The sequence below is a fragment of the Cupriavidus sp. GW822-FHT02D05 genome (assembly GCF_058802485.1).
On record NZ_JBXAOE010000017.1, the window covers coordinates 51754 to 76018 of the forward strand.

At 66.2% G+C, this 24265-nt stretch carries 24 protein-coding genes; 12 read left to right on the forward strand and 12 right to left on the reverse strand.

Features of this window, described 5'->3' with window-relative positions; genetic code table 11:
• Window positions 1-237: 237 nt before the first annotated feature.
• Together AC1RQK_RS22490 and AC1RQK_RS22495 are read right to left on the reverse strand one after the other, a co-directional pair.
• Window positions 238-690: a HAMP domain-containing protein gene (locus AC1RQK_RS22490; protein WP_492811393.1), complete on the reverse strand. Its 453-nt coding sequence runs from the start codon at window positions 688-690 to the stop codon at window positions 238-240.
• On the reverse strand, window positions 576-1154 hold the full coding sequence (locus tag AC1RQK_RS22495; RefSeq protein ID WP_492811245.1) for a hypothetical protein: 579 nt from the start codon (window positions 1152-1154) through the stop codon (window positions 576-578). The genes AC1RQK_RS22490 and AC1RQK_RS22495 overlap by 115 nt, the downstream gene beginning before the upstream one ends.
• A gap of 268 nt (window positions 1155-1422) precedes the next feature.
• On the opposite strand from AC1RQK_RS22495, the gene AC1RQK_RS22500 reads away from it, so the two are divergent.
• The 4 genes from AC1RQK_RS22500 to AC1RQK_RS22515 all read left to right on the forward strand — a co-directional run bounded on the left by AC1RQK_RS22500 (window position 1423) and on the right by AC1RQK_RS22515 (window position 4813).
• Window positions 1423-2184 carry a MipA/OmpV family protein gene (locus AC1RQK_RS22500; RefSeq protein WP_492372227.1) on the forward strand — a complete coding sequence of 254 codons (762 nt, stop codon included), beginning with the start codon at window positions 1423-1425 and terminating at the stop codon, window positions 2182-2184.
• A gap of 81 nt (window positions 2185-2265) precedes the next feature.
• Window positions 2266-3006, forward strand: coding sequence for a polysaccharide deacetylase family protein (locus AC1RQK_RS22505; RefSeq protein ID WP_492372226.1), 741 nt, complete (start codon window positions 2266-2268; stop codon window positions 3004-3006).
• Window positions 3003-4208, forward strand: a complete 1206-nt coding sequence (locus tag AC1RQK_RS22510; protein ID WP_492372225.1) for a glycosyltransferase family 4 protein — start codon at window positions 3003-3005, stop codon at window positions 4206-4208. Before AC1RQK_RS22505 ends, AC1RQK_RS22510 begins: the two co-directional genes overlap by 4 nt.
• Before the next feature lie 74 nt (window positions 4209-4282).
• Window positions 4283-4813, forward strand: coding sequence for a MarR family winged helix-turn-helix transcriptional regulator (locus AC1RQK_RS22515; protein ID WP_492372224.1), 531 nt, complete (start codon window positions 4283-4285; stop codon window positions 4811-4813).
• Between the two features lie 43 nt (window positions 4814-4856).
• On the opposite strand, the gene AC1RQK_RS22520 is transcribed toward AC1RQK_RS22515, so the two are convergent.
• From AC1RQK_RS22520 to AC1RQK_RS22565, 10 genes are all read right to left on the reverse strand, one after another.
• The gene (locus AC1RQK_RS22520) at window positions 4857-5372 is read right to left on the reverse strand and encodes an aromatic-ring-hydroxylating dioxygenase subunit beta (RefSeq protein ID WP_492811395.1); all 516 of its coding nucleotides are present in this window, start codon (window positions 5370-5372) and stop codon (window positions 4857-4859) included.
• 38 nt (window positions 5373-5410) lie between these two features.
• Window positions 5411-6700 carry an aromatic ring-hydroxylating dioxygenase subunit alpha gene (locus AC1RQK_RS22525; protein ID WP_492372223.1) on the reverse strand — a complete coding sequence of 430 codons (1290 nt, stop codon included), beginning with the start codon at window positions 6698-6700 and terminating at the stop codon, window positions 5411-5413.
• 14 nt (window positions 6701-6714) lie between these two features.
• Window positions 6715-8001, reverse strand: a complete 1287-nt coding sequence (locus AC1RQK_RS22530; protein WP_492811249.1) for an NAD(P)/FAD-dependent oxidoreductase — start codon at window positions 7999-8001, stop codon at window positions 6715-6717.
• Window positions 8002-8010: 9 nt separating this feature from the next.
• A complete protein-coding gene (locus AC1RQK_RS22535; RefSeq protein WP_150986098.1) occupies window positions 8011-8328 on the reverse strand; it encodes a non-heme iron oxygenase ferredoxin subunit in 318 nt (105 codons plus the stop codon).
• A 74-nt stretch (window positions 8329-8402) separates the two neighbouring features.
• Window positions 8403-9479 carry a branched-chain amino acid ABC transporter permease gene (locus tag AC1RQK_RS22540; protein WP_492811251.1) on the reverse strand — a complete coding sequence of 359 codons (1077 nt, stop codon included), beginning with the start codon at window positions 9477-9479 and terminating at the stop codon, window positions 8403-8405.
• Complete coding sequence (locus AC1RQK_RS22545; protein ID WP_492811253.1) at window positions 9479-10363, reverse strand: branched-chain amino acid ABC transporter permease; 885 nt, start codon at window positions 10361-10363, stop codon at window positions 9479-9481. The genes AC1RQK_RS22540 and AC1RQK_RS22545 overlap by 1 nt, the downstream gene beginning before the upstream one ends.
• A gap of 12 nt (window positions 10364-10375) precedes the next feature.
• A complete protein-coding gene (locus tag AC1RQK_RS22550; RefSeq protein WP_492811397.1) occupies window positions 10376-11131 on the reverse strand; it encodes an ABC transporter ATP-binding protein in 756 nt (251 codons plus the stop codon).
• Complete coding sequence (locus AC1RQK_RS22555; RefSeq protein WP_492811255.1) at window positions 11131-11907, reverse strand: ABC transporter ATP-binding protein; 777 nt, start codon at window positions 11905-11907, stop codon at window positions 11131-11133. The genes AC1RQK_RS22550 and AC1RQK_RS22555 overlap by 1 nt, the downstream gene beginning before the upstream one ends.
• Window positions 11908-11968: 61 nt before the next feature.
• Window positions 11969-13195 (reverse strand): ABC transporter substrate-binding protein, encoded by a 1227-nt coding sequence (locus tag AC1RQK_RS22560; protein WP_492372219.1) that lies wholly within the window; start codon window positions 13193-13195, stop codon window positions 11969-11971.
• A gap of 167 nt (window positions 13196-13362) precedes the next feature.
• Window positions 13363-14967 carry an MFS transporter gene (locus tag AC1RQK_RS22565; protein ID WP_492811257.1) on the reverse strand — a complete coding sequence of 535 codons (1605 nt, stop codon included), beginning with the start codon at window positions 14965-14967 and terminating at the stop codon, window positions 13363-13365.
• A gap of 221 nt (window positions 14968-15188) precedes the next feature.
• Between AC1RQK_RS22565 and AC1RQK_RS22570 the strand changes: the two genes are divergently transcribed.
• The 8 genes from AC1RQK_RS22570 (at window position 15189) to AC1RQK_RS22605 (ending at window position 24147) form a co-directional block, all read left to right on the forward strand.
• The gene (locus AC1RQK_RS22570) at window positions 15189-16151 is read left to right on the forward strand and encodes an amidohydrolase family protein (protein ID WP_309406136.1); all 963 of its coding nucleotides are present in this window, start codon (window positions 15189-15191) and stop codon (window positions 16149-16151) included.
• A gap of 23 nt (window positions 16152-16174) precedes the next feature.
• Complete coding sequence (locus AC1RQK_RS22575) at window positions 16175-16927, forward strand: maleate cis-trans isomerase family protein (RefSeq protein ID WP_463322599.1); 753 nt, start codon at window positions 16175-16177, stop codon at window positions 16925-16927.
• Window position 16928: 1 nt separating this feature from the next.
• The gene (locus AC1RQK_RS22580; protein ID WP_416052053.1) at window positions 16929-17774 is read left to right on the forward strand and encodes an alpha/beta fold hydrolase; all 846 of its coding nucleotides are present in this window, start codon (window positions 16929-16931) and stop codon (window positions 17772-17774) included.
• Between the two features lie 39 nt (window positions 17775-17813).
• Entirely contained in the window at window positions 17814-18860 is a 1047-nt protein-coding gene (locus AC1RQK_RS22585; RefSeq protein WP_492811260.1) for a 2,5-dihydroxypyridine 5,6-dioxygenase NicX family protein, read from the forward strand.
• Window positions 18857-19486 (forward strand): N-carbamoylsarcosine amidohydrolase, encoded by a 630-nt coding sequence (locus AC1RQK_RS22590; protein ID WP_492811262.1) that lies wholly within the window; start codon window positions 18857-18859, stop codon window positions 19484-19486. The genes AC1RQK_RS22585 and AC1RQK_RS22590 overlap by 4 nt, the downstream gene beginning before the upstream one ends.
• 243 nt (window positions 19487-19729) lie before the next feature.
• Complete coding sequence (locus AC1RQK_RS22595; protein ID WP_492811264.1) at window positions 19730-22138, forward strand: xanthine dehydrogenase family protein molybdopterin-binding subunit; 2409 nt, start codon at window positions 19730-19732, stop codon at window positions 22136-22138.
• A gap of 6 nt (window positions 22139-22144) precedes the next feature.
• Window positions 22145-22972: an FAD binding domain-containing protein gene (locus AC1RQK_RS22600; protein ID WP_492811266.1), complete on the forward strand. Its 828-nt coding sequence runs from the start codon at window positions 22145-22147 to the stop codon at window positions 22970-22972.
• A gap of 8 nt (window positions 22973-22980) precedes the next feature.
• Window positions 22981-24147 (forward strand): xanthine dehydrogenase family Fe-S subunit, encoded by a 1167-nt coding sequence (locus tag AC1RQK_RS22605; RefSeq protein ID WP_492811268.1) that lies wholly within the window; start codon window positions 22981-22983, stop codon window positions 24145-24147.
• Window positions 24148-24265 lie beyond the last annotated feature (118 nt).

Here is a 24265-nt window from a genome sequence, read left to right on the forward strand (position 1 = left end):
AGGCAATCTGCGGCGGATGTCTTGGGGAATAGGCGCAGAGGCCTATTTTTGAAATCAAAGGCAGTGGCGATGCATGAGGGGATTGTGAACGGACAGGCCTGCCGTGTCTGTGGGCAATCTATCCCCGCTTGTATGAAAGTGTGGCGAGATGTGCGGCTTTGTCGTCGCGCCTGTGTTGGCGGGGGCGCGCGGTGCGGCTGGGCGAGGGCGGGCCTTGCCAGCGTGGGATTTGCCCGATTAGTCTCGCCGTGCCGGACATGGAGGCACAGGCACTGGCGCGAGGTACCGGGCGGGCAGCGTGATGGCAAGGCGCGTGCAGCCCGCCACGCCGCTGTCCAGCGAGGCCTGGCCGCCGTGGGCCAGCGCATCCAGCTCGCGCACGTCCAGCCGCAGGGCCTCGAGGCGCTGCGCGCGCTGCAGCGGATCGGGCCGGGCATCGGCGGACTGCAGCAGGGCGATGCCGAATTCCAGCCGCGTGATCGGCGTCTTGAGCTCATGCGAGATGCCGTGGATCATGTCGCGCTGCTGCATGACGGAGGCCTCGATACGCGACGCCATGTCGTTGAACTGGCGCGTCAACGGATAGAGGTTGGCGCGCCTGGACAAGCGCGCACGGGCGGCAAGGTTGCCGCGGCCGAACTGCCTGGCCGCCTCGCGCAGGGCATTGACAGGGCATTGAGTTCGCGCCAGTGATAAAAGAGCCAGCCAATCACGGCGAGCAGCGTGGCGGATGCGATCAGCGTGTAGGCGATCAACTCGATCCTGGCCTGGCTCGCGTTCCTTTGGCTGATATGCAGGACCTGGCCGTCGCGCAAGGGCAGGTAGGCATCGTCGCCATCATCGCCAAACACGATCTTGTCGTCGCGCAGGTCGCGCAGGCGGCGTTCGCCCAGATGGGCCACGGCATGCATGCCGACCACGGCGAAGCCCTCTCTCGCGTTGCGCCGCAACGTCTGCAGCGCAGCCTCGCGCGCGGGGCCCGAGTGGCGCGCCAGGTAGCCGGTGAGCAGGAAGGCATAGCTTCCAACCTCTTTGCGCTCGCTCTCGCTGAGTTGCTGGTGGTACGCGGGGATGAGTACATGGTCGATCGCGGCAAAGGCAGCGAACACGCCCAGGTTGAGCAAGAGAAAAAGCTTGAACAGGGATCGGAACATCTTGGCTTGTCTCCTTCGCGCTTTGGCGGCGGGCGAAAGGATCTCGTCGGGTGGATCGCATTGGTCTTGCCCGGCCAATGCGAAGCGATTCTAGAGGCCAACGCTTCGCCCTGAAGCGGCTCGTATCAACTCGAGACAATTACGCACAATTACGCACAGTTTCGCGTCACTTTCCAACAGACACCGATAGGCCCTGTCCCTAGACTCTGGGGCTTGATCCAAGGGGGCTTAGGTGAATCGCATGTTGAGAAGAAAGTTGGAGAGATCGATGTGGGCCGGCGCATTTCTGGCCAGCGGCCTTGGCTGTGCCAGCGCGTATGCCGACAATATTTACACGGTCGGACTGGGCCTGGGCGTCGCGCCGCGCTATGAGGGCAGCAACGAGTACCGGCTGATCGGCGGCCCGCTGTTCAGCGCGGAGTTCGGCAATGGCTTTTTCATCAGTCCCCTGCGCGGCGGCGCGGGCTACGGCCACACGTTCTCCAACGGCATGTTTGCGTCGTTTGGCCTCGACTACGACCTGGGCCGCACCGACAGCAAGCGCTTCGACCTGCCGGGCTCCGATCACCTGAAAGGCATGGGGCGGATCCCGGGTTCCCTGGTTGGGGCGTTGCAGGTCGGCATGCCGGTGTACGGCGGCGCCGTACTCAGCGTGACGCTCGACGCGCCGATGACCAAGCGCGACCGTGGCCTGAGCGGCCATATCGACCTGTCCGTGCCGGTGTACAAGGCCGGCAAGCACCTCGTCAGCGTCAGCCCCAGCCTGCATTTCGGCTCGCGCAAGTACACCCAGACCTTCTACGGCGTGACCGACGCGCAAGCCGCGAACAGCCAGTTCCGCCCCTACACCACCAAGGCGGGATTCGACCGCGCCAGCGTGGCCGTGTCCTGGGAATACGAGATCTCGCCCTCCTGGTCGGTCAACAGCACGGTGGCCGTGACCCGCTTGCTGGGTGACAGCGCCAACAGCCCGATCGTGCAGTCGAAACAGTCGTTCGTTGGCCTGACGGCGCTCAAGTACCGCTTCTAGCCACACCGGCCGCACCGGCTGCACCGGCCGCACCGGCTGCGCAACTCCGTTCTGCTTTGCTCCTGTTCGCCGAGGGAAGACATGACACCGCGAATCCCCATCCTGATGTACCACCAGATCGATGCGCCGCCGCCGCGTGGCACACCGATGCGCAGCCTTGTGGTGGCCGTGCGCGATTTCTCCTGGCAGATGCGCCTGCTCCGGCTGATGGGCTATCGCGGCCTGGCCTTGCGCGACCTGCTGCCTTACCTGCGCGGCGATAAGGCCGGCAAGGTGGTGGGCATCACGCTGGACGACGGCTACCGGAACAACCTGGACCATGCGCTGCCAGTGCTGCAGCGTTGCGGGTTCAGCGCAACCTGCTATGCGGTCAGCAGCCTGCTCGGCAGGACCAATGCCTGGGACACGGCCATTGGCGTGCCGGAGACGCCCCTGATGACCATGCAGGAACTGCGCACCTGGACCCGTGCGGGCATGGAAGTCGGCGCGCATACGCGCACCCATGTGGACCTGACCAGGATGGATGGCGATGCCGCGCGCGACCAGATCGCGGGCAGCAAGCTCGCGCTGCAAGATGCGCTGGGGGCACCGGTGCGGCACTTCTGCTATCCCTATGGTGCATTCAATCAACCTGTCGCCGACCTGGTGCGGGAAGCCGGCTACCACAGTGCGGTGACCACGCAGCGCGGCCGCGCCGCGATCGGCGGCAACCTGTTCGGCCTGCCGCGCGTGCCGGTCGCGCGGACCTCGCATGCCGGACATTTTTTGCTGAAGCTGGCGACTACCTATGAAGATCGCCGCGGCATGGAGGTGGTGTCATGATGCACGCTGACCGAGGCGCCGCGCTGTCCGCCGGCCAGTTGCGGGTGCTGGTGCTGAACTCCCGGATGGATGGCGGCGGCATCGATTCGCACACGCTGTCGCTGTGCCGGGCCCTGCGGCTGCAGGATTGCGTGGTGAGCTTGGCCGCGCCGGCGCGCGCACGCTGGATTGACGCGGCGCAAGCCATGCCCGGCATCCAGGTGCTTGCGCTGGATGCCGGGCGCGTGGTCTGGCCGCTGGTGCTGTCACGCTATATCCGCGAGCAGCGCATCGATGTCATCCACGCGCATCACGGGCGCGATTACTGGGTGGCGATCGCGGCCTGGATGCTGTCTGGCCGAACTGCATCGGTGGTGGTGACGCGTCACCTGATGACCCAGCTCAAGGAGCGCACGCGCCGCTACCTGGCGGCGTTCTCCAACGTGATCGCGGTGTCCGATGCGGTGCAGGAGTCGCTGCGCCGGGTTGATCCGGAGCGTGCCTTGCGGCTGCGGCGGATCTACTGCGGGATCGACACCGAGCGCTTTCGCCGCATTGCCTTGCGCGGCTATCGCGTGCGCGAGACCCTTGGGCTGCCGCAGGACGCGTGGGTCTACGCGATGATCGGCGGGGCGCAACGGCCCCACGGCAAGGGGCAGTTCTACTTCGTCAATGCCGCTGCGCAGGTGCGGGCGCGGCACCCGCACGCGCATTTCCTTTGCGTCGGCGACGGCGACCTGATCCCGCAGTTGCGCCATGAGGCGCAGGCGCTGGGTTTGGCCGGGTGCATCCACTTCCTGCCGTTCGAGCATGATGTAGCGTCGCTGATGCAGGCGATCGATGTGCTGGTGCATCCGGCCGTGGGCAGCGAGGCGCTGGGGCTGGTGATACTGGAGGCACTGAGCTGCAGCAGGCCAGTGATCGCCACCGCGCTGGACGGGATACCCGAGACCTTTCTCGATGGCGCCCACGGCGTGCTGGTTCCTCCGCGCGACGCGCACGCCCTGGCGCAGGCCATGTGCCAGCTGGCGGCGGACCCTCGGCGCGCGGCCCGCATGGGTTGGCGCGGGCGCGGCTGGGTGGAGGCGAACTTCTCGCTGGCCTCGCTCGGGCGCGAAACCGTGCAGCTGTACCGGGATTGCATGGCGGCGGCGCGGCATCGGGACAGGGCAAGCATCGCGCAAAGCGGGCAGACTGCGCCGGCCGCGTCGGAGCGGACCTGAAACGGTGCGTTTCGGCACCAGGGTGGGGACAGTCGTCTATACTTGTCAGCATGCTAACGAGTTTGGTGAGTTGAATGTCCTCTGCAAAACGTCAAACGACGCGCTCCGCTCCTCCGGTCGAGGATCCGGCGCCGTCCGAAGCGGACCCGGCCAAGGAGCTTCTGTGGGCGCGGCCCGGCTTCCTGGTGCGTCGCCTGCACCAGATCCACGTGGCCATGTTTTTCGAGGAATGCAAGTCTCCCAGCATCACGCCGGTGCAGTACGCCATCCTGACAGTATTGTCCGTGTTGCCCGGGCTGGACCAGACCGCGCTGGGACAGGAAGTCGGTTTTGACCGCACCACCACCGCCGACGTGGTGCGCCGCCTGGAAGAACGTGGCCTGGTCGAGCGCAAGGACAATCCGGCCGACCGCCGCACGCGCCACGTGCACCTGACCAAGGAAGGGCAGACCGTGGTGGCGTCGCTGCGCGCCGACATGGAACGCGCGCAGGAGCGCATGCTGGCGCCGTTGCGCCCGGCGCAGCGCAAGGTGTTCATGGACTTGCTGTCGACGTTGGTCGAGGCTAACAACGACTATAGCCGCACCGTGTTGCGCATCATGTAGCGACAGTGCGCCGGCATGGCGCCGGCGCTTGGGCCATACCCGCTCAGACCGGATACACCAGGTCGTTGGCGATGATGGTGGTGTCGTACACGACCTGGCGCTCGGCCAGCAGCAGCTTGCCCTCGATGCGGGCGAAGCGGTCGTGATACGTGCCCGCCATGTGGATGGTGGTGGGCCCTTCCACCAGCGTTTGCAGCAGCAGGAAGCTGGCCTGGGCCTGGATCTCGCCAGACTCGCCTTCATCGGTGACGCGCGTATTGGTGACGAGATGCAGCATATAGCGCGGCGCGAACATCTGGGTGCGCGCAATCGCCACCGCCCGGTCGTGCATCATGCCGCGGCCTTCGGCATAGACCAGGCCCACCGGCAGCCCGAGTTCCACGTTCTCCCGTGCGGTGACGCGGTAGATGCAATCCTCGGTAAAGAACTCGGGCCACGTTTCCACCATGCCGGCATCGAGCACGGCGCAGTATTCGCTGTGGAAGGCGTCGATCTCAATGCGCAGCGCTTGCGCGCGCGCGGGGGCCAGCTGGCAGGGGCGAAAGAGGCTATGCGCCATCGGTGTCATGGTTGGGGTGATTGTCGGTGTCATGCTGTTCAGAACCCCATCACGCTGCGGTAGTACTGGTACATGGCGCGGATCGCGGACTCCGAGATCAGCGAGTTGGCGGTGCCGACGTGTCCGGGATCGAGCTTCAGCACATTGCGGTCGGTGCTGGAGCGGCGCACGCCCTCCTGCACGAACTTCATCGCTTCGTTGTCTTCCAGGCCAAGGAAGCCGGCCGGGCCCATCAGGTTGCCCTGGCGCAGGCGGTGGCGCGTCATCTCCTCGGTGTCGTCCTCATAGCCGAACATGGTCCACTGCATCAGCATGCTGTCCGGGCCGTTGGGCACGATCTGGCGCACGCCCAGCGTGTTCATCTCGCGCTGCACGATCAGGTTCGGCCAGATGGTCTGCATGGTGACGGACCAGGGCGAATCGAACTCCTTGATGTACTCCAGGAAGCGGTCGTCCTGCAGGCGCATGCCTTCGTGGTAGGAGCGCATCTCCTTCTTGTTCTCGTCGCTCACCGCCGCGTACTTGTCTTCCTTCTTGGCCGACGCCATGGTGCCGTGGCGGCCGTGCACCGGGTCCGCGATCATGGCGGAGTCGTTGCCGGCGACCAGCAGGCCAAACACCACCAGGAAGGAGTGCAGCAGCGTGGCGTGGTACGGGTCCTTCAGGTTCTCGTGGTACATCTTCCAGTTGCAGGGCAACTCGTTCTTGTAGTACCCGAGGATCTTGAGCGGCTTGCCGTTGAACACCACGTCGAAATCCTTGAGGATTTCCGGCGTCATGTACACGTCCAGCGGTTCCATGTCGTTGGCGTACGAGGCGAAGATCACCCCGTTGCGCGTGGCCACGTTCAGCTTCACCAGGCCATGGTCTTCATTGCGGAAGTCCTTGGGCATGCCACCGGCACGATTCACGCCGCGCTTGAACGGCACGCCCTGCAGGTTGCCCTTCAGGTCGTAGGACCACTGGTGATACGGGCAGACGAACTCCTTGGCGTTGCCCTGGCCATGCCGGCAGAACTCCGCGCCGCGGTGGGCGCAGCGGTTCTCGAAGACATTGACGGAGCCGTCTTCAGCGCGCGCCACGACGACGGGCGTCGGCCCGACGTAGGAACGCTTGAAGTCGCCCGAGTTGGGAATCTCGGCCTCCAGCGCGACGAAATTCCACGAGCGGCCGCGGAAGATTTTCTCCAGTTCCAGGTCGTACACGGCATTGCTGGTGTACACCCAGTCAGGGATGAAATGCAGGGCGTCCTCCGGCCACAGGCAGGCGGCCAGTTCGGCATCCTTGGCGCGCGGCGTGCGGTTGATGACCGCATGGGTCTGGTACATGTTTCGTTCCTCGTTCAGGATTGGGTTTCGCTCGCGCGCACGGCGGCGGCTTCGCGCGCCGCCTGCTTCAAGGGCAGGGCCGTGTCGCACAGCAAGCCGATATCGCAGGCGGTGCCTTGTTCGATCAGGTTGCGGAGCTGGCGCAGGTCGCCGCCCGCGTTGACGGCGATGGCGTGGCGAAGTTGTGCGCCGGCCATGCCAAGCAACAGGAATTTTGGGGGCGTGTCGCCCTCGGGTGCTTCTGCGCTGCCGCGCAGCGTGTAGCGCAGCGTGGGGTCCATGGCGCCCAGCATCTGGATATTGCAGCCGAGCTGGTCGGTCCAGAACCAGGGCAAGGCGGCCGGGGCCGTCGGCACGCCGAGCATGGCGGCCGCGGCGATGCGGGCCTGCTCATTGGCGTTCTGCCACGACTCCAGGCGCATCTCCTGGCCAAACAACGGCTGGTATTGGCTGGTGCAATCGCCGGCGGCAAACACACCCGGCGCGCTGGTGCGGCAGTGCGCGTCGACCCGGATGCCGCCGTTGCCCGGGTGGAGCGCAAGCCCGGCTGCCTCTGCCAGGCCCACGTTGGGCTGCAGCCCGATGGCCACCACCACCAACGGCGCGCGCAAGGCGGTGCCGTCCGCCAGCATGACGGCAACCTCGTCCGCGGCCGGCGGGATCGACGCGATCTCGCAGCCCAGGCGCAGGTCGACGCCGAGGCCGCGCACGCGTTGCGCCAGCCAGTCCGAGAACACGCTCGGCACGGCGCGCTGCAGCAACAGCGGCGCGGCTTCGACCACTGTCACCGCCAGCCCCATGGCGCGGGCGGTGGATGCGGTTTCCAGTCCAAGGAAACCGCCGCCGATCACCAGCACCGCGCGCTCGCGGCGCAGCGCGGCCCGCAAGCCGCGCGCATCGGCGAGCGAGCGCAGGTAATGCACCCGGGGCTGCCCCTCGGGCAAGGCGGGCAGGGTGCGGGCACGCCCACCGGTCGTCAGCAGGCAGCGGCTGAAGGAAATCGCCTGGCCATCGGCGCAATGCGCCGTGGCGCTGGTGGGATCGAGCGAGGCCACGGTGGTGGCCAGGCGCAAGTCGATGCCTCGCTCGGCATAGAAGCCCGCCGTGTGCACGCCGATGCGCTCGTCTTGCTGTTCGTCCGCCAGCACGGCCTTGGACAGCGGGGGGCGCTCATACGGCGCATGGGCCTCGCCGCCGACCATGACGATGCCGCCGTCATGGCCCAGCGTGCGCAGCGCGGCGGCGGCCGTGGCGCCAGCCTGGCCGGCGCCGATGATCAGGATGGGGGCGTCTTGTGACATGGCCGGCGCTCAGGCGGTGACCATGACATCGACCAGGACATCGCTGTCCACGATCTTGACCGGGTAGACCTTGATGCCCTGCGTGGCGGGCGCGCACATGGCCTGGCCGGTGCGGATATCGAAGCGCGCCTGGTGCAGCGGGCATTCGATGCAGCCATCCTCCAGATAGCCGTCGGACAGCAGCGCGTACTGGTGCGTGCAGACGTTGTCGGTGACGAAGTACTCCCCTTCGCTGCGGTACAGGGCCAGCTGCGCGTCGCCTAGCGTGAGCGGCATCACTTCATCGTCCTGAAGCTGGCCGGTAGTGGCGATCTTGGTCCAAGCCATGATGCATCTCCTTTGATCAGTATGCTGAGTATTAATGCTCAGTGTACTGATTTAAATTGCCGACTGAATCAGCGTTAACCCTTGAGCGTCGCCGAGGCGGCCGAGGTGGCCGAGGTGGCGGAATGGCCGTGCAAGGGCGTGGCGGCGCTAGCCGGGACAGGGCGCGCCCGCGCGGCCCGGCGCTCCAGCAGGGCTTGCACCTCGCCCATGATGCCGCGGCGAAAGGTGAGCACGCAGACCACGAAGATCAGGCCTGTGACCATGCTGACCGACTCTCCCAGCGTATTGAACCAGTCCACGCCCGTCATCGCGGCCAGGCTGCTGCCGGCATCGCCGAGTTTGTTTTCGACCGCGACAATCACCAGCGCGCCCAGGATTGGCCCGGACAAAGTGCCCATGCCACCCACCAGCGTCATCAGGATGACGGATCCGGACATGGCCCAGTGCACGTCGGTCAGCGTGGCAAAGCCGAGCACCAGCGTCTTCAATGCGCCTGCCAGTCCCGCCAGCGCGGACGACAGCACAAAGGCCAGCAGCTTGAACCTGTCCGTGTCGTAGCCCAGCGAGATGGCGCGCGGCTCGTTTTCCTTGATGGCCCGCAGCACCTGACCGAAAGGCGAGTTCACCACCCGCGCGATCAGCAGCAGTGCGGCGCCGACCACGATGGACGCCACGTAGTACATCGTCAGGTCGCCCTCCAGCGAGAGCAGCCCGAACAGGCTGCCGCGCGGCACCGCCTGCAAGCCGTCCTCGCCGCCCGTCACCGGAGCCTGCAGGCAGAAGAAGTAGAACATCTGCGCCAGCGCCAGCGTCACCATCGCAAAGTAGATGCCCTGGCGCCGGATCGCCAGCGCGCCAAAGGCCAGGCCGAGCAGCGCGCCGAACGCCGTGCCGGCCAGCAGCCCGAGCTCCGGCGTGGCGTGCAGGGATTTCATCACGTAGCCGCAGGCATAGGCCGCGCCGCCAAAGAACGCGGCATGGCCGAAGGACAGCAGCCCGGTAAAGCCCAGCAGCAGGTTGAAGGCGCAGGCAAACAAGGCGAAGCACATCAGCTTCATCGCCAGCACCGGGTAGGCGCCGAGAAAGGGGGCAAGCGCGACGGCCGCCATCAGCAAGGCGCCGGTCAGTCTTGCGCGAGAGTCAACGGTCATTATTTTTCCTTTCCGAACAGGCCGGCGGGGCGCACCATCAGCACGCACACCATGGCCACGAAGACGACGGTTGCCGAGGCTTCCGGGTAGAACACCTTGGTCATGCCTTCGAACACGCCCAGGCCCAGCCCTGTAAAAATGGAACCGAGGATCGAGCCCATGCCGCCGATCACCACCACGGCGAACACGGTGATGATCAGGTTCTGGCCCATCAGGGGCGAGATCTGCATCACGGGCGCGGCCAGCACGCCGGCAAAGGCGGCCAGCCCCACGCCGAAGGCGTAGGTCTGCGTCACCAGCAACGGCACGTTGATGCCGAATGCTTCCACCATGCGCGGGTTCTCCGTGCCGGCGCGCAGGTAGGCGCCAAGCCGCGTCTTCTCGATCACGTACCAGGTGGCGAAGCACACCACCAGCGAGGCCGCCACCACCCAGGCGCGGTAGTTGGGCAGCACCATGAAGCCCACGCTGGTGGCGCCCGTCAGCGCCTCGGGCGTGGCGTAGGACAGGCCGGAGACGCCATACGCCGAGCGCAGCAGCCCTTCGATCAGCAGGCAGATGCCTAGCGTCAGCAGCAGGCCATAGAGGTGATCGAAACGATAGAGCCGGCGCAGCATGGTGCGCTCCAGCACCACGCCCAGCACGCCGGTGACGAGCGGGGCGAGGAGCAGCATCAGCCAGTAGCTCAGCCCCAGGTAGGCCAGCCCCATCCAGGCCAGCACGGCGCCCAGCATGAACAGGGCGCCATGGGCAAAGTTGATGACATTGAGCAGGCCAAAGATGACTGCCAGCCCAAGGCTCAGGATGGCGTAGAACGAGCCGTTGACGAGTCCGAGCAGCAGCTGGCTCAGCAGTGCGGGCATGGGTATGCCAAAAAATTCCATGACGAGGGTTCCTTACACGCCAAGCAGGGCGTTCAGCGTGGGCATCTTGCGCGCGAGCGCGCTGGCGTCGAAGCACTCCACCATGCGGCCGTGCTCCATCACGTAGAAGCGCTCGGCGAGTGGCGCGGCGAAGCGGAAGTTCTGCTCCACCATGACGATGGTGTAGCCGCGTTTCTTGAGCGTGGTGATCATTCTGGCGAGGGTCTGGACGATGACGGGGGCCAGGCCTTCGGAGATTTCATCGAGCAGCAGCACGCTCGCGCGGGTGCGCAGGATGCGGGCGACGGCCAGCATCTGCTGCTCGCCGCCCGACATGCGCGTGCCCTGGCTCTTGCGGCGTTCCCACAGGTTGGGGAACATCGCGTAGATCTCGTCCAGCGGCATCGGCTCGCGGCCTGACGTTGCAACGTCAGGCTTGAACACCGGCGGCAGCATCAGGTTTTCCTCGCACGACAGGCTGGAGAAGATCGCGCGTTCTTCCGGGCAATAGCCCAGGCCTAGCGGCGCGATGCGGTGCGTCTTCATGCCGATGGTCTCGGTGCCGTTGACGCGGATCGAGCCCTTGCGGGCGCCGACCAGCCCCATGATGGCGCGCATGGTGGTGGTGCGGCCCGCGCCGTTGCGGCCCAGCACGGTGACGACCTCGCCCGGGTTGACGGTCAGGTCCACGCCGTGAAGGATGTGGGATTCACCGTACCAGGCGTGCAGGTCCTGGATCTGCAGGGCGGGGGTGGGTTGGCTCGTGGGTTGGTTCGTGGGTTGGCTCATCATGCGGCCTCCGCCGGTTCGGCATCTGCCGTGCCCATGTACGCATCCATCACTTGCGGGTTGCGCGTCATTTCCTCGTATGGCCCTTCCGCCAGGATGGCGCCGCGCTGGAGCACGGTGATGCGCTCGGCGATGGACGACACCACGCTCATATTGTGTTCCACCATCAGCACGGTGCGTCCGGCGGAAACCTGCTTGATCAAGGCGGTCACTACCTCCACATCCTCGTGCCCCATGCCTTGCGTGGGCTCGTCGAGCAGCATCAGCTCGGGGTCCATTGCCAGCGTGGTGGCGATCTCCAGCGCACGCTTGCGGCCATAGGGCAGCTCGGCGGTCGGCAGGTCGGCAAAGCCCTCCAGGCCGACGGCCTTGAGCAGCGCGACCGCGCGGTCGTTGAGCTCGTCCAGCGAGCGCTTGCTCTTCCAGAAGTGATAGGCGGTGCCGAGCTTGCGCTGCAGCGCCACCCGCACGTTTTCCATCACGGTGAGCTGGGGGAACACCGCCGAGATCTGGAAGGACCGGATCACGCCCTTGCGGGCGATCTGGGCGGGGCGCGCCCGCGTGATGTCCTCGCCGTTGAACAGGATGGTCCCGGCGGAGGGCGCATGGAACTTCGTCAGCAGGTTGAAGCACGTGGTCTTGCCGGCGCCATTGGGCCCGATCAGGGCGTGGATGGCGCCGCGCCGAACGCGCAGGTCGACCTGGCTGACGGCGGTGAAGCCCTTGAACTCCTTGGTGAGCCCCCGGGTTTCAAGGATGACGTCAGCCTGGCTCATGCGTGCTCCGCTTTTGGGTCTTGGCAGGTTGGGTCTTGGCAGGTTGGTTCTGCATCGCGGCTCACTTCTTCACTAGTGCGCATTCGCTGGCGGACAGCGGGCGGAATGCCGAGTCGCCGGGGATGGTGCTGATGTACTTGACCAGGTCCCACGGGCCCTTGGACTCCGCCGGCGTCTTGGCCTGCGCCAGGTACATGTCATGCACCATGCGGCCATCCACGCGCACCTTGCCGGCATGCACGAAGTCGTCGTTGACCGCCAGGGCGCGCATCTTCTCCGCCACCGCCGGGCCATCCACCGTCCTGGCCGCCTCAACCGCCTTCAGGTAGTGCAGCACACCGGAATACACGCCGATCTGCCCGTGCGTCGGGTAAGCCTTGTGCTTGGCGTAGAAGCGCTCCACGAAGGCCTTTGACCTGGCGTCGAGGTCGAGCTTGAATGGGTCCACATAGGTCAGGCCCTGCGCCACGCTCGGGCCCAGGCTCTTCAGGTCGGTGATGAAGGTCGACGGCGTGATCACGGTCTGTCCGCCCTTGATCAGGCCGAACTCGCCCGCGGCCTTGACGCCGTTGATCATGTCGTTGCCGGCGTTGGCCAGCACCACCACCTTGGCCTTGGACGCAGAGGCGGCCACGATGGGGCTGCTGAAATCGCTGGCGTTAAGCGGATGCTTGGTGCTCCCCACGTTCTTGCCGCCGCTGGCCTCCACCTCCTTGCGGAAATCCGATTCCAGCGACTGGCCCAGCGCGTAGTCCACGGTGATGTAGTACCAGCTGTTCTTGCCGTCGGCGATCAGCCGCTTGACCAGCGGCGCCGACACCGAATACGTATCCCAGCCCCAGTGAAAGCCGGTGGGCGAGCAGTTCTGGTTGGTCAGCGCCATGGCGCCGCCGGTGGAGACGATATTGATCTTCTGTTTTTGCCTGGCGATTTCCTGCACCGCCAGCGCGGTGGAGGAGTTGGGGAAATCGATCACCATGTCCACGCCATCGGTGTCGAACCAGCGGCGCGCCAGCGACGAGGCGATGTCCGCCTTGTTCTGGTGGTCGCCAGAGAGCACCGTGACCGGCTTGCCGAGCGCCTTGCCGCCGAACTCTTCAACGGCCATCTGCGCCGCGAGCACCGAGCCGCGGCCCGAGAGATCGGCGTAGGAGCCGGACATATCGGTAATCACGCCAACCTTGACGCCGTTGGCATCCGCCAGCGCGGCGGTGCTGCAAAGCAGGGCGATCAGGGCGGGGATCAAGGCAGGAATCGGGGTGCGGCGTGCGTTGTGCAGAGACTTCATGGGGGCGCTCCAGACAGGGTGAGTGGGGTTCGGGAACCGGGATAGAAAACCAGATGGCTTCGCCTTGGTGCAGCGATCAGTATGCTGATCATTAACTGCAGTGTACTGAGCAAATTTCGCGCCAGAGGACGAAGCCGGGCTACAGGGCTACAGGGGGCACAGTGGGATCAGGTATCCAGGTTGCGGCCACGGGTCTCGGGCACGAACACCATGCCGACGACAAAGGCGATGGCGGCGATCGAGACCGGATACCAGAGGCCGAAGTACACATTGCCGCTGGACACGTTCATCGCCGTCACGACGAACGACAGCATGCCGCCGACCCAGCCCGCGCCCAGGTGGAAGGGCAGGGACAGCGACGTGTAGCGGATGCGCGCCGGGAACAGCTCGACCATGAACGCCGCCAGCGGGCCGTACACCATGGCGAGCAAGAGGATGGGGATCAGCAGCATCAGGAACAGCATCGGGCGGTTGATGGCGGCCGGGTCTGCGTGCTCCGGCCAGCCGGCGGCCACCAGCGCCTGCTTGATCGCCGCTTTGTCAAAGCCCTGCAGCGTGGTGTCGCCGATGCGCAAAGCGGGCTGCGCTCGGGCATCAATCTGCGTGAATTCGTAGCCGACGCCAAGATCCGTCAGGTAGCCCTTGACCTTGTCGCACGCCGACACCGGCTCGGCAAACAGGCGGAAGTGGCAGTCGCCGGCGCGTAGCTGCACCGTGTTGCGCTGCTGGAACTGCTCCAGCGCCGGGTTGGCGTAGTGCGTCAGCGCCCTGAAGATGGGCTGGGTGGCCAGCGCCGCCAGCAGGCAGGCGGCCATCATGATGTGCTTGCGGCCGATCCGGTCCGACAGCCAGCCGAAGAACAGGTAGCAGGGCGTGGCGATCACCAGCGCGATGCCGATCAGCAGGTGCACCAGTTCCAGCGGCACGTGCAGCGTCTTGTTGACGAAGAACATCGTGTAGAAATGACCGGTGCCAAAGATGGCGCCGAGCCCGGATGCCACCACGAACAGCAGCAGCACGTACTTCAGGTTGGCCCAGTTCGTGAAGCTGTCCAGGATGGGGGATTTCGACGTGGCATTCCCGGCTTTCATGCGCGCAAAGATCGGCGACTCATGCAGCTTGCCGCGGATGTAGACCGACACCACCAGCATCAGGAACGAGACCAGGAACGGCAAGCGCCAGCCCCATTCGCGGAACTGCGCCTCGGTGAGGAGTGTCTTGAGCAGGTACACGACCAGCAGCGACGAGAGCAGGCCGAGTGTGGCCGTGGTCTGCAGGGAGCTGGTGTAGAGCCCGCGTTTTTCCACCGGAGAATGCTCGGCGACGTAGGTCACCGCGCCACCCACTTCGCCGCCCAGCGCCAGCCCCTGCAGCAGGCGCAGCACCACCAGCAGGATGGTGGCGGTGATGCCGAGCTGGCCATAGGTGGGTAACAATCCGACACCCACCGTGGCGATCCCCATGAGCAGGATCGTCACCAGGAAGGTGTGCTTCCGGCCGATCTTGTCGCCCAGCCGGCCGAACAGCAACGCCCCGACCGGGCGCACCAGGAAGCCCGCGCCGAAGGTGGCAAGGCTGGCGAGGAAGGCCGTGGTCTCGTTACCGGGCGGGAAGAACAATGCACCAAAGTAGACCGCCAGCGCCGCGTAGATATAAAAGTCGTACCACTCCATCAGCGCCCCGAAGGACGACGCGAGGATCACCTTGCGTTCTTCCCTTGTCATGCCCTGCTTGCGCACGGCGGCACCGTCATTGGCCAGGCTGATCGTCATGGTCGTTTCTCTCCGGGGGCAGGTCAGCCTGCCCGTGTGTGTATCCCACACTGTCAGCATGCTGAGTAATTTCAATCAGTGTACTGAGCAGAATTTGTCAGTGTTATGGGGGTTAACCCTTTTGGCTCCGGCTAGACATTCCCCAACCTCGTTGCTATATTAAAAATGCTCAGCATACTGATCAATTAGCAAGCCCCCACCCAAACAGGAGTCGCCACAGCATGACGAGAATTCGGAAGATTGCCCTGGAAGAGCACTTCATGGCCCCCGGTTTCCAGGCCTATTCGAAGGGATACCTCCAGCACATCGACGCAGCGGTCATGGCCGATCTCGCCAGGCGCCTGGCGGATTTCGACGACATACGCATCGGCGAGATGGACCGCGCCGGCATCGATTTCACCATCCTGTCGCAGACCGGCCCGGGCGTGCAGGGCGAGACGGATCGCGTCGCCGCCATTGGCCGTGCCCGTGAGAACAACGACTTCCTGGCGGCACAGGTGGCGCGGCACCCCACGCGCTTCGCTGGCTTTGCCGCGCTGCCGATGCATGACCCCGTCACGGCCGCGGACGAGCTGGAGCGCGCCGTGAAGCAGCTTGGCTTCAAGGGCTCGCTGGTCAACGGCCACACGCAGGGCGTGTATTACGACGATCCATCCTATGACGCGTTCTGGGAGCGCATGCAAGCGCTGGACGTGCCCATGTACTTGCATCCGACCGATGCGTTTGTCGCGCCGCATGTGTATTCGGGCCATCCCGAAATCAGCGGCGCGGCCTGGGGCTGGGGCGTGGAGACGGCCAGCCACGCGCTGCGCCTGGTGTTCGGCGGCGTGTTCGACCGCTTCCCCCGGCTCAAGCTCATCCTTGGCCATATGGGCGAGGGGCTGCCGTTCCAGCGCTGGCGCTTCGATAGTCGCTTTGCGGTGTACTCGCATGGCATCAAGCTGGCGAAGAAGCCGTCGGAATACATCGGCAGCAATATCGTGATCACCACGTCGGGCGTGTGCTCGCCGGCTGCGCTGAACGGCGCGATTGCCGAGATGGGCGCCGAGGCCGTGCTGTTCTCGGTCGACTATCCCTACGAATCCACGGCGATTGCGGCGGACTTTATCGAGCAGGCACCGATGGACGAGGCCACCCGCCGCCTTGTCTGCCATGGCAATGCCGAACGCATTCTCAAGCTTTGAACCCCGAAACAACGGAGCGCCCCGTGCAAAAGACTTTCCGGATCGGCCAGATCGTGCCGAGTTCCAACACCACGATGGAAACCGAAATCCCCGCGATGCTGCTCGCGCGCCAGCAGGTGCGGCCTGAGCGGTTCACCTTCCACTCCAGCCGCATGCGCATGAAGAAGGTGGTCAAGGAAGAACTTGCCGCGATGGACGGCGAATCCGACCGCTGCGCGCTGGAACTGAGCGACGCCCGCGTCGACGTACTGGGCTATGCCTGCCTGGTGGCCATCATGGCGATGGGCCACGGCTATCACCGCGTCTCGGAGAAGCGCCTGCAGGCTCATACCGCGGCTAACGGCGCCGATGCGCCGGTGGTCACCAGCGCCGGTGCGCTGATCGATGCGCTCAAGGTGATCGGCGCCAAGCGTATCGCCGTCGTTGCGCCGTACATGAAGCCGCTGACCGAGCTGGTGGTGGACTACATCCGCAACGAAGGCTACGAAGTGGTGGACTGGCGCGCGCTGGAAATCCCCGACAACCTTGAAGTCGGCCGCCATGATCCTGCCAGGCTGCCCGGCATCGTCGCGCAGATGAACACCAAGGATGTGGACGCCATCGTGCTGTCCGCTTGTGTGCAGATGCCGTCCCTGCCGGCGGTGGCCAAGGTCGAAGCCATGACCGGCAAGCCGGTCATCACCGCCGCCATCGCCACCACCTACGCCATCCTCAAGCAACTCGACCTGGAGCCCGTGGTGCCAGGCGCCGGCGCTTTGCTCTCGGGCGCTTACTAAGATGAGTACCTTTGTTTGTGGCGGCAACGTCCACGCCAACGGCATCCGCCAGCACTATCTCCGCTATGGCGGCCACAGCGGTGCGCGCGTGACGCGCGATCCGGTGATCGTGGTGCCGGGCATCACCAGCCCGGCCATCACCTGGGGCTTCGTAGGCGAGCGCCTTGGCGAGCAGTTCGATACCTATGTGCTGGATGTGCGCGGACGCGGCCTGTCGTCTGCGTCGGACACGCTGGACTACAGCCTGGACGCCCAGGCCGCCGACGTGCTGGCGTTCGCGCAGGCGATGAACCTGCCCAGCTACAGCGTGGTGGGCCATTCGATGGGCGCGCGCATCGGCATCCGTGCCGCGCGCAGCCAGCCTGCCGGGCTGGCGCGGCTGGTAATGGTGGATCCACCCGTGTCCGGTCCGGGCCGGCGCGACTATCCCGCGCAGCTCGCCTGGTATGTGGACTCCATGGCGGTGGCGCGCCACGGCGTGGACATCGAGACCATGCGGCGCTTCTGTCCCACCTGGACCGACGAGCAACTGGCGTTGCGCGCCGAATGGCTGCACACCTGCGACGAGCGCGCCGTGCTGGCCAGCTTCCAGGGCTTCCACACCGACGATGTGCACGCCGACTTGCCGGGCATTGGCATTCCCGCCTTGTTGATGGTGGCCGGCCGCGGCGATGTGGTGCGCGCCGAGGATATCGAAGAGATTCGCGGGCTGCTGCCGCAGCTTGAAGTCAGCCATGTACCGGGCGCCGGCCACATGATTCCCTGGGACGACGAGGGCGGCTTCTACAACGCGCTGGGCGACTTCCTCGGCGCCGAAATTGTCCCCCGGCAAAAGGCCGCGGCCTGAACTACCGATCGACCGATCTACCGATCAGCAGGAGAGAACATGCCAGTCAGTGACCACGCTCTGATCCAGGCCTGGAAACAGGTCCTCACGCTGTCCCGGCTCGCGCCCGGGCAGACCGTCACCATTCTCACCAGCGCCGCCACGCATCCGCAGACGCTGTCGTGCGCGCTGGTTGCCACCCAGGCGATGGGCGCCATCGTCAATCGCCTGGACCTGCCGCCCGTCAACGCGGACAAGGCCTTGAGCCGCGATCCGCTGGCCTACCTGGGCATCACGGCGCTCACCGGCAACCGCGCGGCCATTGCGGCGCTCAAGGAGAGCGACCTGGTGCTGGACCTGATGACGCTGCTGTTCTCGCCCGAGCAGCACGATATCCTCAAGACCGGCACCAAGATCCTGCTGGCGGTGGAGCCGCCCGAAGTGCTGGTGCGCATGGTGCCCACCGAAGCCGACCGCGAGCGCGTGAGCGCCGCCAACGCGCGGTTGTCGCGGGCGAAGGAGATGACGGTGACATCTGGCGCGGGCACCGACCTGCGCTGCCCGCTCGGCGAGTTTCCCGCCATCAGCGAGTACGGCTTCGTCGACGAGCCGGGGCGCTGGGATCACTGGCCCAGCGGCTTCGTGCTGACCTGGCCGAACGAGGGCGGCGCGAGCGGGCGCATCGTGCTGGACCGCGGCGACATCCTGCTGCCGCAGAAGGGCTACGTGGCGGACCGGGTCGAGTTGACCGTGGAAGGCGGCTTTGCCACGCGCATCGAAGGCGGCCTGGATGCCGAGCTGCTGAACGACTACATGGCGTCGTTCAACGATCCGCAAGCCTACGCCATTTCGCACATCGGCTGGGGCTTGCAACCGCGCGCGCGGTGGTCCACGCTGGGCCTGTATGACAGGGAGGCCTCGATCGGCATGGACGCGCGGGCTTACGAGGGCAATTTCCTGTTCTCGCTCGGCCCCAACAATGAGGCAGGCGGTGGCCGCACCACCGCCTGCCATATCGATATCCCGTTGCGCAACTGCACCGTGAGCCTGGACGGCGAGGCAGTGGTCAGGCAAGGCAAGGTACTGGACGGATGGAACAGCAAATGACGAGACATGGCGAACTCCCCACCTACGAGCGCCAGGGCTTCGGCACCCAACTGCCGCTACAGGGCCCCGTAGGCCTGCTGATCGTCGACTTCGTCAACGGCTTCGCCGATCCGGCGATGTTCGGCGGCGGCAATATCGCCGAGGCCATCGCCAACACGGTGCCCCTGCTGGCCAGCGCGCGGGAACAGGGCTGGGCGGTGGCGCACAGCCGCATCGTGTTTGCCGACGACGACGGCGACCACAACATCTTCACGCTGAAGGTGCCCGGCCTGCTGACGCTGAAGGAGCATGGGCCGGCCAGCGCGATCGTTGCGCAGCTGGCCCCGCGCGATGGCGAGCTGGTAGTGCGCAAGACCGTGCCGTCCGCCTTCTTCGGCACGTCGCTGGCGGCGTGGCTGACGCAGCGCGGCGTGCGCACGCTGGTGGTGGCCGGCGCGGTCACCAGCGGCTGCGTGCGCGCCAGCGTGGTCGATGCCATGTCGCACGGTTTCCGCCCGCTGGTGGTGTCGGACTGCGTGGGCGACCGCGCGCTTCAGCCGCACGCGGCCAATTTGTTCGACATGGAGCAGAAGTACGCCGCCGTGATGCCGCGCGAGCAGGCGCTGGCGACGCTGGCCCGGCTCTGAGCGGCGCCCGGTGCGCACGCTGATGCGCACCACGCACGCGCATCGGCTGAAGCCCCAATTGACGGGCGCGGCCCGTTTCGCCAATGTGTCGATAAGCTCAGTGCACTGAACATGTGCCGCTGGACGTGCGATCAGGCTGGTGCACGGAAATTGCTTGCCGACTTGTTGGTTGCCGGGCTATCCGCTACCCACGAACCCCACAAAGCAGTCACGGACGGCGGCAAGCCCGGGCTGGAGAAATGTATGGACAAAGACCACATCGAGAAGCAAGGCGGGCAGGGCGTAGGCGCGCGCGTGGCGCGCAAGGAGGACGCGCGCCACCTGCATGGCAAGGGCCGCTTCGTCGCCGACATCGCCATGCCCGGCCTGCAGGAGGTTGCGTTCCTGCGCAGCCCCATGGCGCATGCGCGGCTGCTGGCGCTGCACAAGCCGGAAGGGCTGGAGCATGCGGTGATCGGGCGGGACGATATGCATGGCGCGCTCGATATCGTGGCCGACTCGGCTTTCCCGTCATACCAGCAGTCGGCGCAGCCGCCCCTGGCCGCCGGCAAGGTCCGCTTTGTCGGCGAGCCCATCGCCATGGCCTTCGCGCCGACCCGCGCCCAGGCCGAGGACATCGCCGAGCGCATCGTCGCGGAGCTGGATGAACTGCCGGCGCTCACCGATGTCGATGGCGCACGGCAGGCCAGCGGCACCACGCGCGTGCACGAGCACTGGAAGGACAACCACTTCCTCACACTCACCGCCGACAAGAATTTCGACGCGCTCAGCAAGACGGCCTCCGTGGTGGTCAGCCGCAAGATCGACCTGGCGCGCCAGTGCATGGTGCCGATGGAAGGCAAGGCCGTGCTGGCCTACTGGGACCACCAGTTCGACCAGCTGATCGTCTACAGCGCCACCCAGGTGCCGCACATGATCCGCACGGTGCTTAGCCATTGCCTGGGCCTGGAGCAGGAAAAAGTCCGCGTGATCTCGCCCGACGTGGGCGGCGCCTTTGGCTACAAGTGCGTGCTGCAGCAAGAGGAACTGTGCATCGCCTGGCTCGCCATGACATACCGCAAGCCGTTCCGTTTTATCGAAGACCGGCGCGAGCACCTGACCGCGGGCGCCAACTCGCGCGAGCACCACTACGAGGTCACGGCCTACGCCGACGCGCGCGGGCGCCTGCTGGCGCTGGACGCCAGGATCGCCATCGACGGCGGCGCCTATTCGGTGTGGCCCTTCACCATCGGCCTTGAACCCGGCCAGGCCATCGGCAACCTGCCGGGGCCGTACGCCTTCGACGGCTACCGCTGCATCACGGAATGCGTGGCCACCAACAAGCCCGGCTTTGTCCCGTACCGGGGCGTGGCGCGCACGGGCGTGTGCTTTGCCATGGAACTGCTGATGGATGCGCTGGCGCGCGAGGTCAAGCGCGAGCCGTGGGAGATCCGTTGCGAGAACCTGGTCCAGCCGGAATCCATGCCCTATGTCAACGTCACCAACAAGCACTTCGATGGCGGTGACTACCCGGCCAGCGTGCGCAAGGCCGCGCAGATGATCGGGCTGGCGCGCATCCGCGAGCGCCAGCGTCAAAGGCTGAACGATCCTTCGGCGGGCTCGCGCTATCTCGGCGTGGGCTTTGGCACCTACACCGAGCAATCGGCGCACGGCACCTCGGTATTCGCCGCCTGGGGCACACCGGTGATTCCCGGCTTCGATTCCGCCACCGTGCGCATCACGCCGGATGGCGGGCTGGAAGTCCGCGTCGGCGTGCACTCGCATGGCCAGGGCATGGAGACTACCTTTGCCCAGATCGCGCACGAGATCCTCGGCATCGATGTGTCGCGCGTGAAGGTCGTGCACGGGGACACCGGCGTGACGCCGTTCTCCACCGGCACCTATGCTTCGCGCTCGCTGGTGATGTCGGGCGGCGCGGTATCGCGTGCTTGCAAGGCGCTGGTGCCGCGCCTGCTGAAGATCGGCGCGCATATGCTGCAGCGTCCCGAGGACGAGGCGACGCTGGCTGGTGGTTCGGTCAAGGCGGGCGACGCCGCCGTGCCGATCAGCGAAATCGCCAACGCCTGGTATATCAACCCGCAGCGGCTGCCCGCCAATGTGGATCCCACCGGGCTGGAAACCACCATGGGCTACAAGCCCAACGTGGATACCGGCAGCTTCACGTACTCCACCCACGCCGCGCTGGTGGAGGTGGACACCGATTCCGGCCACGTCGAGATCCTCGACTACGTGGTCGTGGAAGACTGCGGCACCATGGTCAACCCCATGGTGGTGGAAGGGCAGACTTATGGCGGCGTGGCGCAGGGCATCGGCACGGCCATGTTCGAGGAGATGCGCTACGACGGCAACGGCCAGCCGCTGGCCTCCACGCTGGCCGACTACATGCTGCCTGGCCCGACCGAAATCCCCTCGATCCGCATCCACCATTTCGAGACGCCGTCGCCGCATACGGAATTCGGCGCCAAGGGCATGGGCGAGGGCGGCGCCATCGCGCCCCCCGCGGCCATCTTCAACGCGGTCAACGACGCGCTGGGGCAGTTCGGCGTGGAGTTGCTGGAGACGCCGCTCACGCCGCGCAAGGTGCTCGAAGCGCTGGCCCGCGCCGAGCAAGCCCGGAAGCCGCAAGCCACGCCAACCAGAGAGGCGGCCTGAACCATCATGAAAGCAGCTGCATTCACCTATCACGCGGCCCCCACGCTGGCCGCCACCTGCGCCGAGCTGGCGGACCGCACCGACAACGCCAAGGTCATGGGCGGCGGGCAGTCCATGGGCCCGATGCTTAACCTGCGCCTGACGCGCCCCGATGCCATCTACGATCTGTCGAAGCTCGCCGAGTTGCGCACGGTCACCACGCAGCAGGATCGCGTGCGCATCGGCGCCGCGGTCACCCATGCGCAGATCGAGGATGGCGAATTCCCGGCACTGTGCGGCGGCATGCTGCAATCCGTGGCGAGCGGCATCGCCTACCGCGCCATCCGCAATCGCGGCACCATCGGCGGCAGCCTGGCGCACGCCGATCCCGCGGCGGACTGGGTGGTGGTGCTGACCGCCGTTGGCGCGCAGATCGAGCTTGCGTCGAAGGCCGGCATGCGCCTCGTGCCCATGACGGAGTTCATGCTGGGTGCGTACACCACGGCGCTCACCGAAGGCGAGCTGATCTGCGCTGTCCATGTGCCGAGCCAGCCCGATACGGTACGCTGGGGCTACCACAAGCTGTGCCGCAAGACTGGCGAGTTCGCCGAGGCCAGCTGCGCCGCGTACTTCGATCCGTCCACGCGCTTCGCCCGCATCGCACTGGGCGCGCTCGACGGCGCGCCGGCGCTGCTGCGCGGCCTCGCCCACGACATTGCCGCGCACGGCCCCGCCGCGCTCACGCCACAGGCCGTGCTGGCCGCCGTGACGCAAGCCACGCCGGCCAAGGATGCGATCGACCGCAAGCTCTGCTGCGCAGCCGTCACTCGCTGCATCGAACAACTTTTCAACTGAGGGCCGCAGTGGAAACCATCACACTGACGATCAATGGCCGCGCCGCTGCCGGCGCCTGCGCGCACCGCACCCACCTGGGCGACTTCCTGCGCGACGCACAGGGCCTCACCGGCACCCACCTGGGCTGCGAGCACGGGGTTTGCGGCGCCTGCACCGTGCTGGTCGACGACAAGCCCGTGCGCTCGTGCATCACCTTTGCCAGCGCCTGCGCCGGCAGCAAGGTGGTGACCATCGAAGGCTATGACGACGACCCCGTGATGCGCGACCTGCGCGCTGCGTTCAACCAGCACCACGCGCTGCAATGCGGCTACTGCACGCCCGGCATGCTGGCCACCGCGCGCGACATCGTGCTGCGGCTGCCGGATGCCGATGAGGCAACCATCCGCCAGGAGCTATCGGGCAACCTCTGCCGTTGCACAGGCTATATGGGGATCGTGGCCGCGATCAGCTCCGTGCTTGCGCAGCGCAAGCCACTCGCAACGGGTGACGCGGTGCAAGCCGTAGCAGCGACCGTGAAGCGCGAATTCGTCTGCTTCACGCCTGCGGCCGACAGTGCTGTCCAGGCCCACGCCGAGCCTGCCGCCAAGGAAGAAGCCGAGCGCAGCGCCGACAAAAAAGGCTGGTCGCGCATTGACGGCAGCTTCAAGGTGCCGTTCCCGGCAGATGACGTGTGGCGCTTCATGGCGGACCTGCCGGCGGTGGCAAGCTGCCTGCCAGGCGCGGCGCTCACCGAGCAGGACGGCGATCGCGTCAAGGGGCATGTGGCGATCAAGTTCGGGCCGATGGCGGCGCGCTTCAACGGCGCGGCGCGGCTGGAGCGCGACGACACGAACCGGCGCGGCGTGCTCAAGGGCGCGGGGCAGGATTCGCTGAGCAACTCCAAGGCCGCCGGCGACATCACCTATGTGCTGCAGGCGATATCGGCGGGCGAGACCGAAGTGCTGATCGACCTGCAGTACTCCCTGCAGGGCCCGCTGGCGCAGTTCTCCCGCTCGGGGCTGGTGCGCGATTTCGTCCGGCGCATGATGGCGGACTTCGGCAAGAACGTCGCCCGCAAGATGGACCCGTCGTTGTCGGAGAGCGAGCGCAGCCAGGCCACGCAGATGAACCCGGTGTCGATGATGCTGGGGGTGATGTGGGAGAGGGTGAAGCGGGTGTTCGGCGTGGCCCGCTGACGCGGGGGGGGGCGTTTGGGGGCGGGGTTTTGATGCTTCTAGCCTGTCTTGTCGCCCCTCTCTACGCTTCCGACCACACAATAAAGGTGTAGACCTCGGTGGTCGCCGTATCCCTAAA

Excerpts from the sequence above, each read along its gene's own strand:
- AC1RQK_RS22515 (WP_492372224.1), top strand. The coding sequence starts at position 4,283 with ATGTCCTCTGCAAAACGTCAAACGACGCGCTCCGCTCCTCCGGTCGAG.
- AC1RQK_RS22505 (WP_492372226.1), top strand. The coding sequence starts at position 2,266 with ATGACACCGCGAATCCCCATCCTGATGTACCACCAGATCGATGCGCCG.
- AC1RQK_RS22535 (WP_150986098.1), bottom strand. The coding sequence starts at position 8,328 with ATGGCTTGGACCAAGATCGCCACTACCGGCCAGCTTCAGGACGATGAA.
- AC1RQK_RS22585 (WP_492811260.1), top strand. The coding sequence starts at position 17,814 with ATGCCAGTCAGTGACCACGCTCTGATCCAGGCCTGGAAACAGGTCCTC.
- AC1RQK_RS22560 (WP_492372219.1), bottom strand. The coding sequence starts at position 13,195 with ATGAAGTCTCTGCACAACGCACGCCGCACCCCGATTCCTGCCTTGATC.
- AC1RQK_RS22570 (WP_309406136.1), top strand. The coding sequence starts at position 15,189 with ATGACGAGAATTCGGAAGATTGCCCTGGAAGAGCACTTCATGGCCCCC.
- AC1RQK_RS22580 (WP_416052053.1), top strand. The coding sequence starts at position 16,929 with ATGAGTACCTTTGTTTGTGGCGGCAACGTCCACGCCAACGGCATCCGC.
- AC1RQK_RS22545 (WP_492811253.1), bottom strand. The coding sequence starts at position 10,363 with ATGGAATTTTTTGGCATACCCATGCCCGCACTGCTGAGCCAGCTGCTG.
- AC1RQK_RS22530 (WP_492811249.1), bottom strand. The coding sequence starts at position 8,001 with ATGTCACAAGACGCCCCCATCCTGATCATCGGCGCCGGCCAGGCTGGC.
- AC1RQK_RS22520 (WP_492811395.1), bottom strand. The coding sequence starts at position 5,372 with ATGGCGCATAGCCTCTTTCGCCCCTGCCAGCTGGCCCCCGCGCGCGCG.
- AC1RQK_RS22565 (WP_492811257.1), bottom strand. The coding sequence starts at position 14,967 with ATGACGATCAGCCTGGCCAATGACGGTGCCGCCGTGCGCAAGCAGGGC.
- AC1RQK_RS22495 (WP_492811245.1), bottom strand. The coding sequence starts at position 1,154 with ATGTTCCGATCCCTGTTCAAGCTTTTTCTCTTGCTCAACCTGGGCGTG.
- AC1RQK_RS22510 (WP_492372225.1), top strand. The coding sequence starts at position 3,003 with ATGATGCACGCTGACCGAGGCGCCGCGCTGTCCGCCGGCCAGTTGCGG.
- AC1RQK_RS22540 (WP_492811251.1), bottom strand. The coding sequence starts at position 9,479 with ATGACCGTTGACTCTCGCGCAAGACTGACCGGCGCCTTGCTGATGGCG.
- AC1RQK_RS22525 (WP_492372223.1), bottom strand. The coding sequence starts at position 6,700 with ATGTACCAGACCCATGCGGTCATCAACCGCACGCCGCGCGCCAAGGAT.
- AC1RQK_RS22595 (WP_492811264.1), top strand. The coding sequence starts at position 19,730 with ATGGACAAAGACCACATCGAGAAGCAAGGCGGGCAGGGCGTAGGCGCG.
- AC1RQK_RS22555 (WP_492811255.1), bottom strand. The coding sequence starts at position 11,907 with ATGAGCCAGGCTGACGTCATCCTTGAAACCCGGGGGCTCACCAAGGAG.
- AC1RQK_RS22500 (WP_492372227.1), top strand. The coding sequence starts at position 1,423 with ATGTGGGCCGGCGCATTTCTGGCCAGCGGCCTTGGCTGTGCCAGCGCG.
- AC1RQK_RS22600 (WP_492811266.1), top strand. The coding sequence starts at position 22,145 with ATGAAAGCAGCTGCATTCACCTATCACGCGGCCCCCACGCTGGCCGCC.
- AC1RQK_RS22550 (WP_492811397.1), bottom strand. The coding sequence starts at position 11,131 with ATGAGCCAACCCACGAACCAACCCACGAGCCAACCCACCCCCGCCCTG.
- AC1RQK_RS22590 (WP_492811262.1), top strand. The coding sequence starts at position 18,857 with ATGACGAGACATGGCGAACTCCCCACCTACGAGCGCCAGGGCTTCGGC.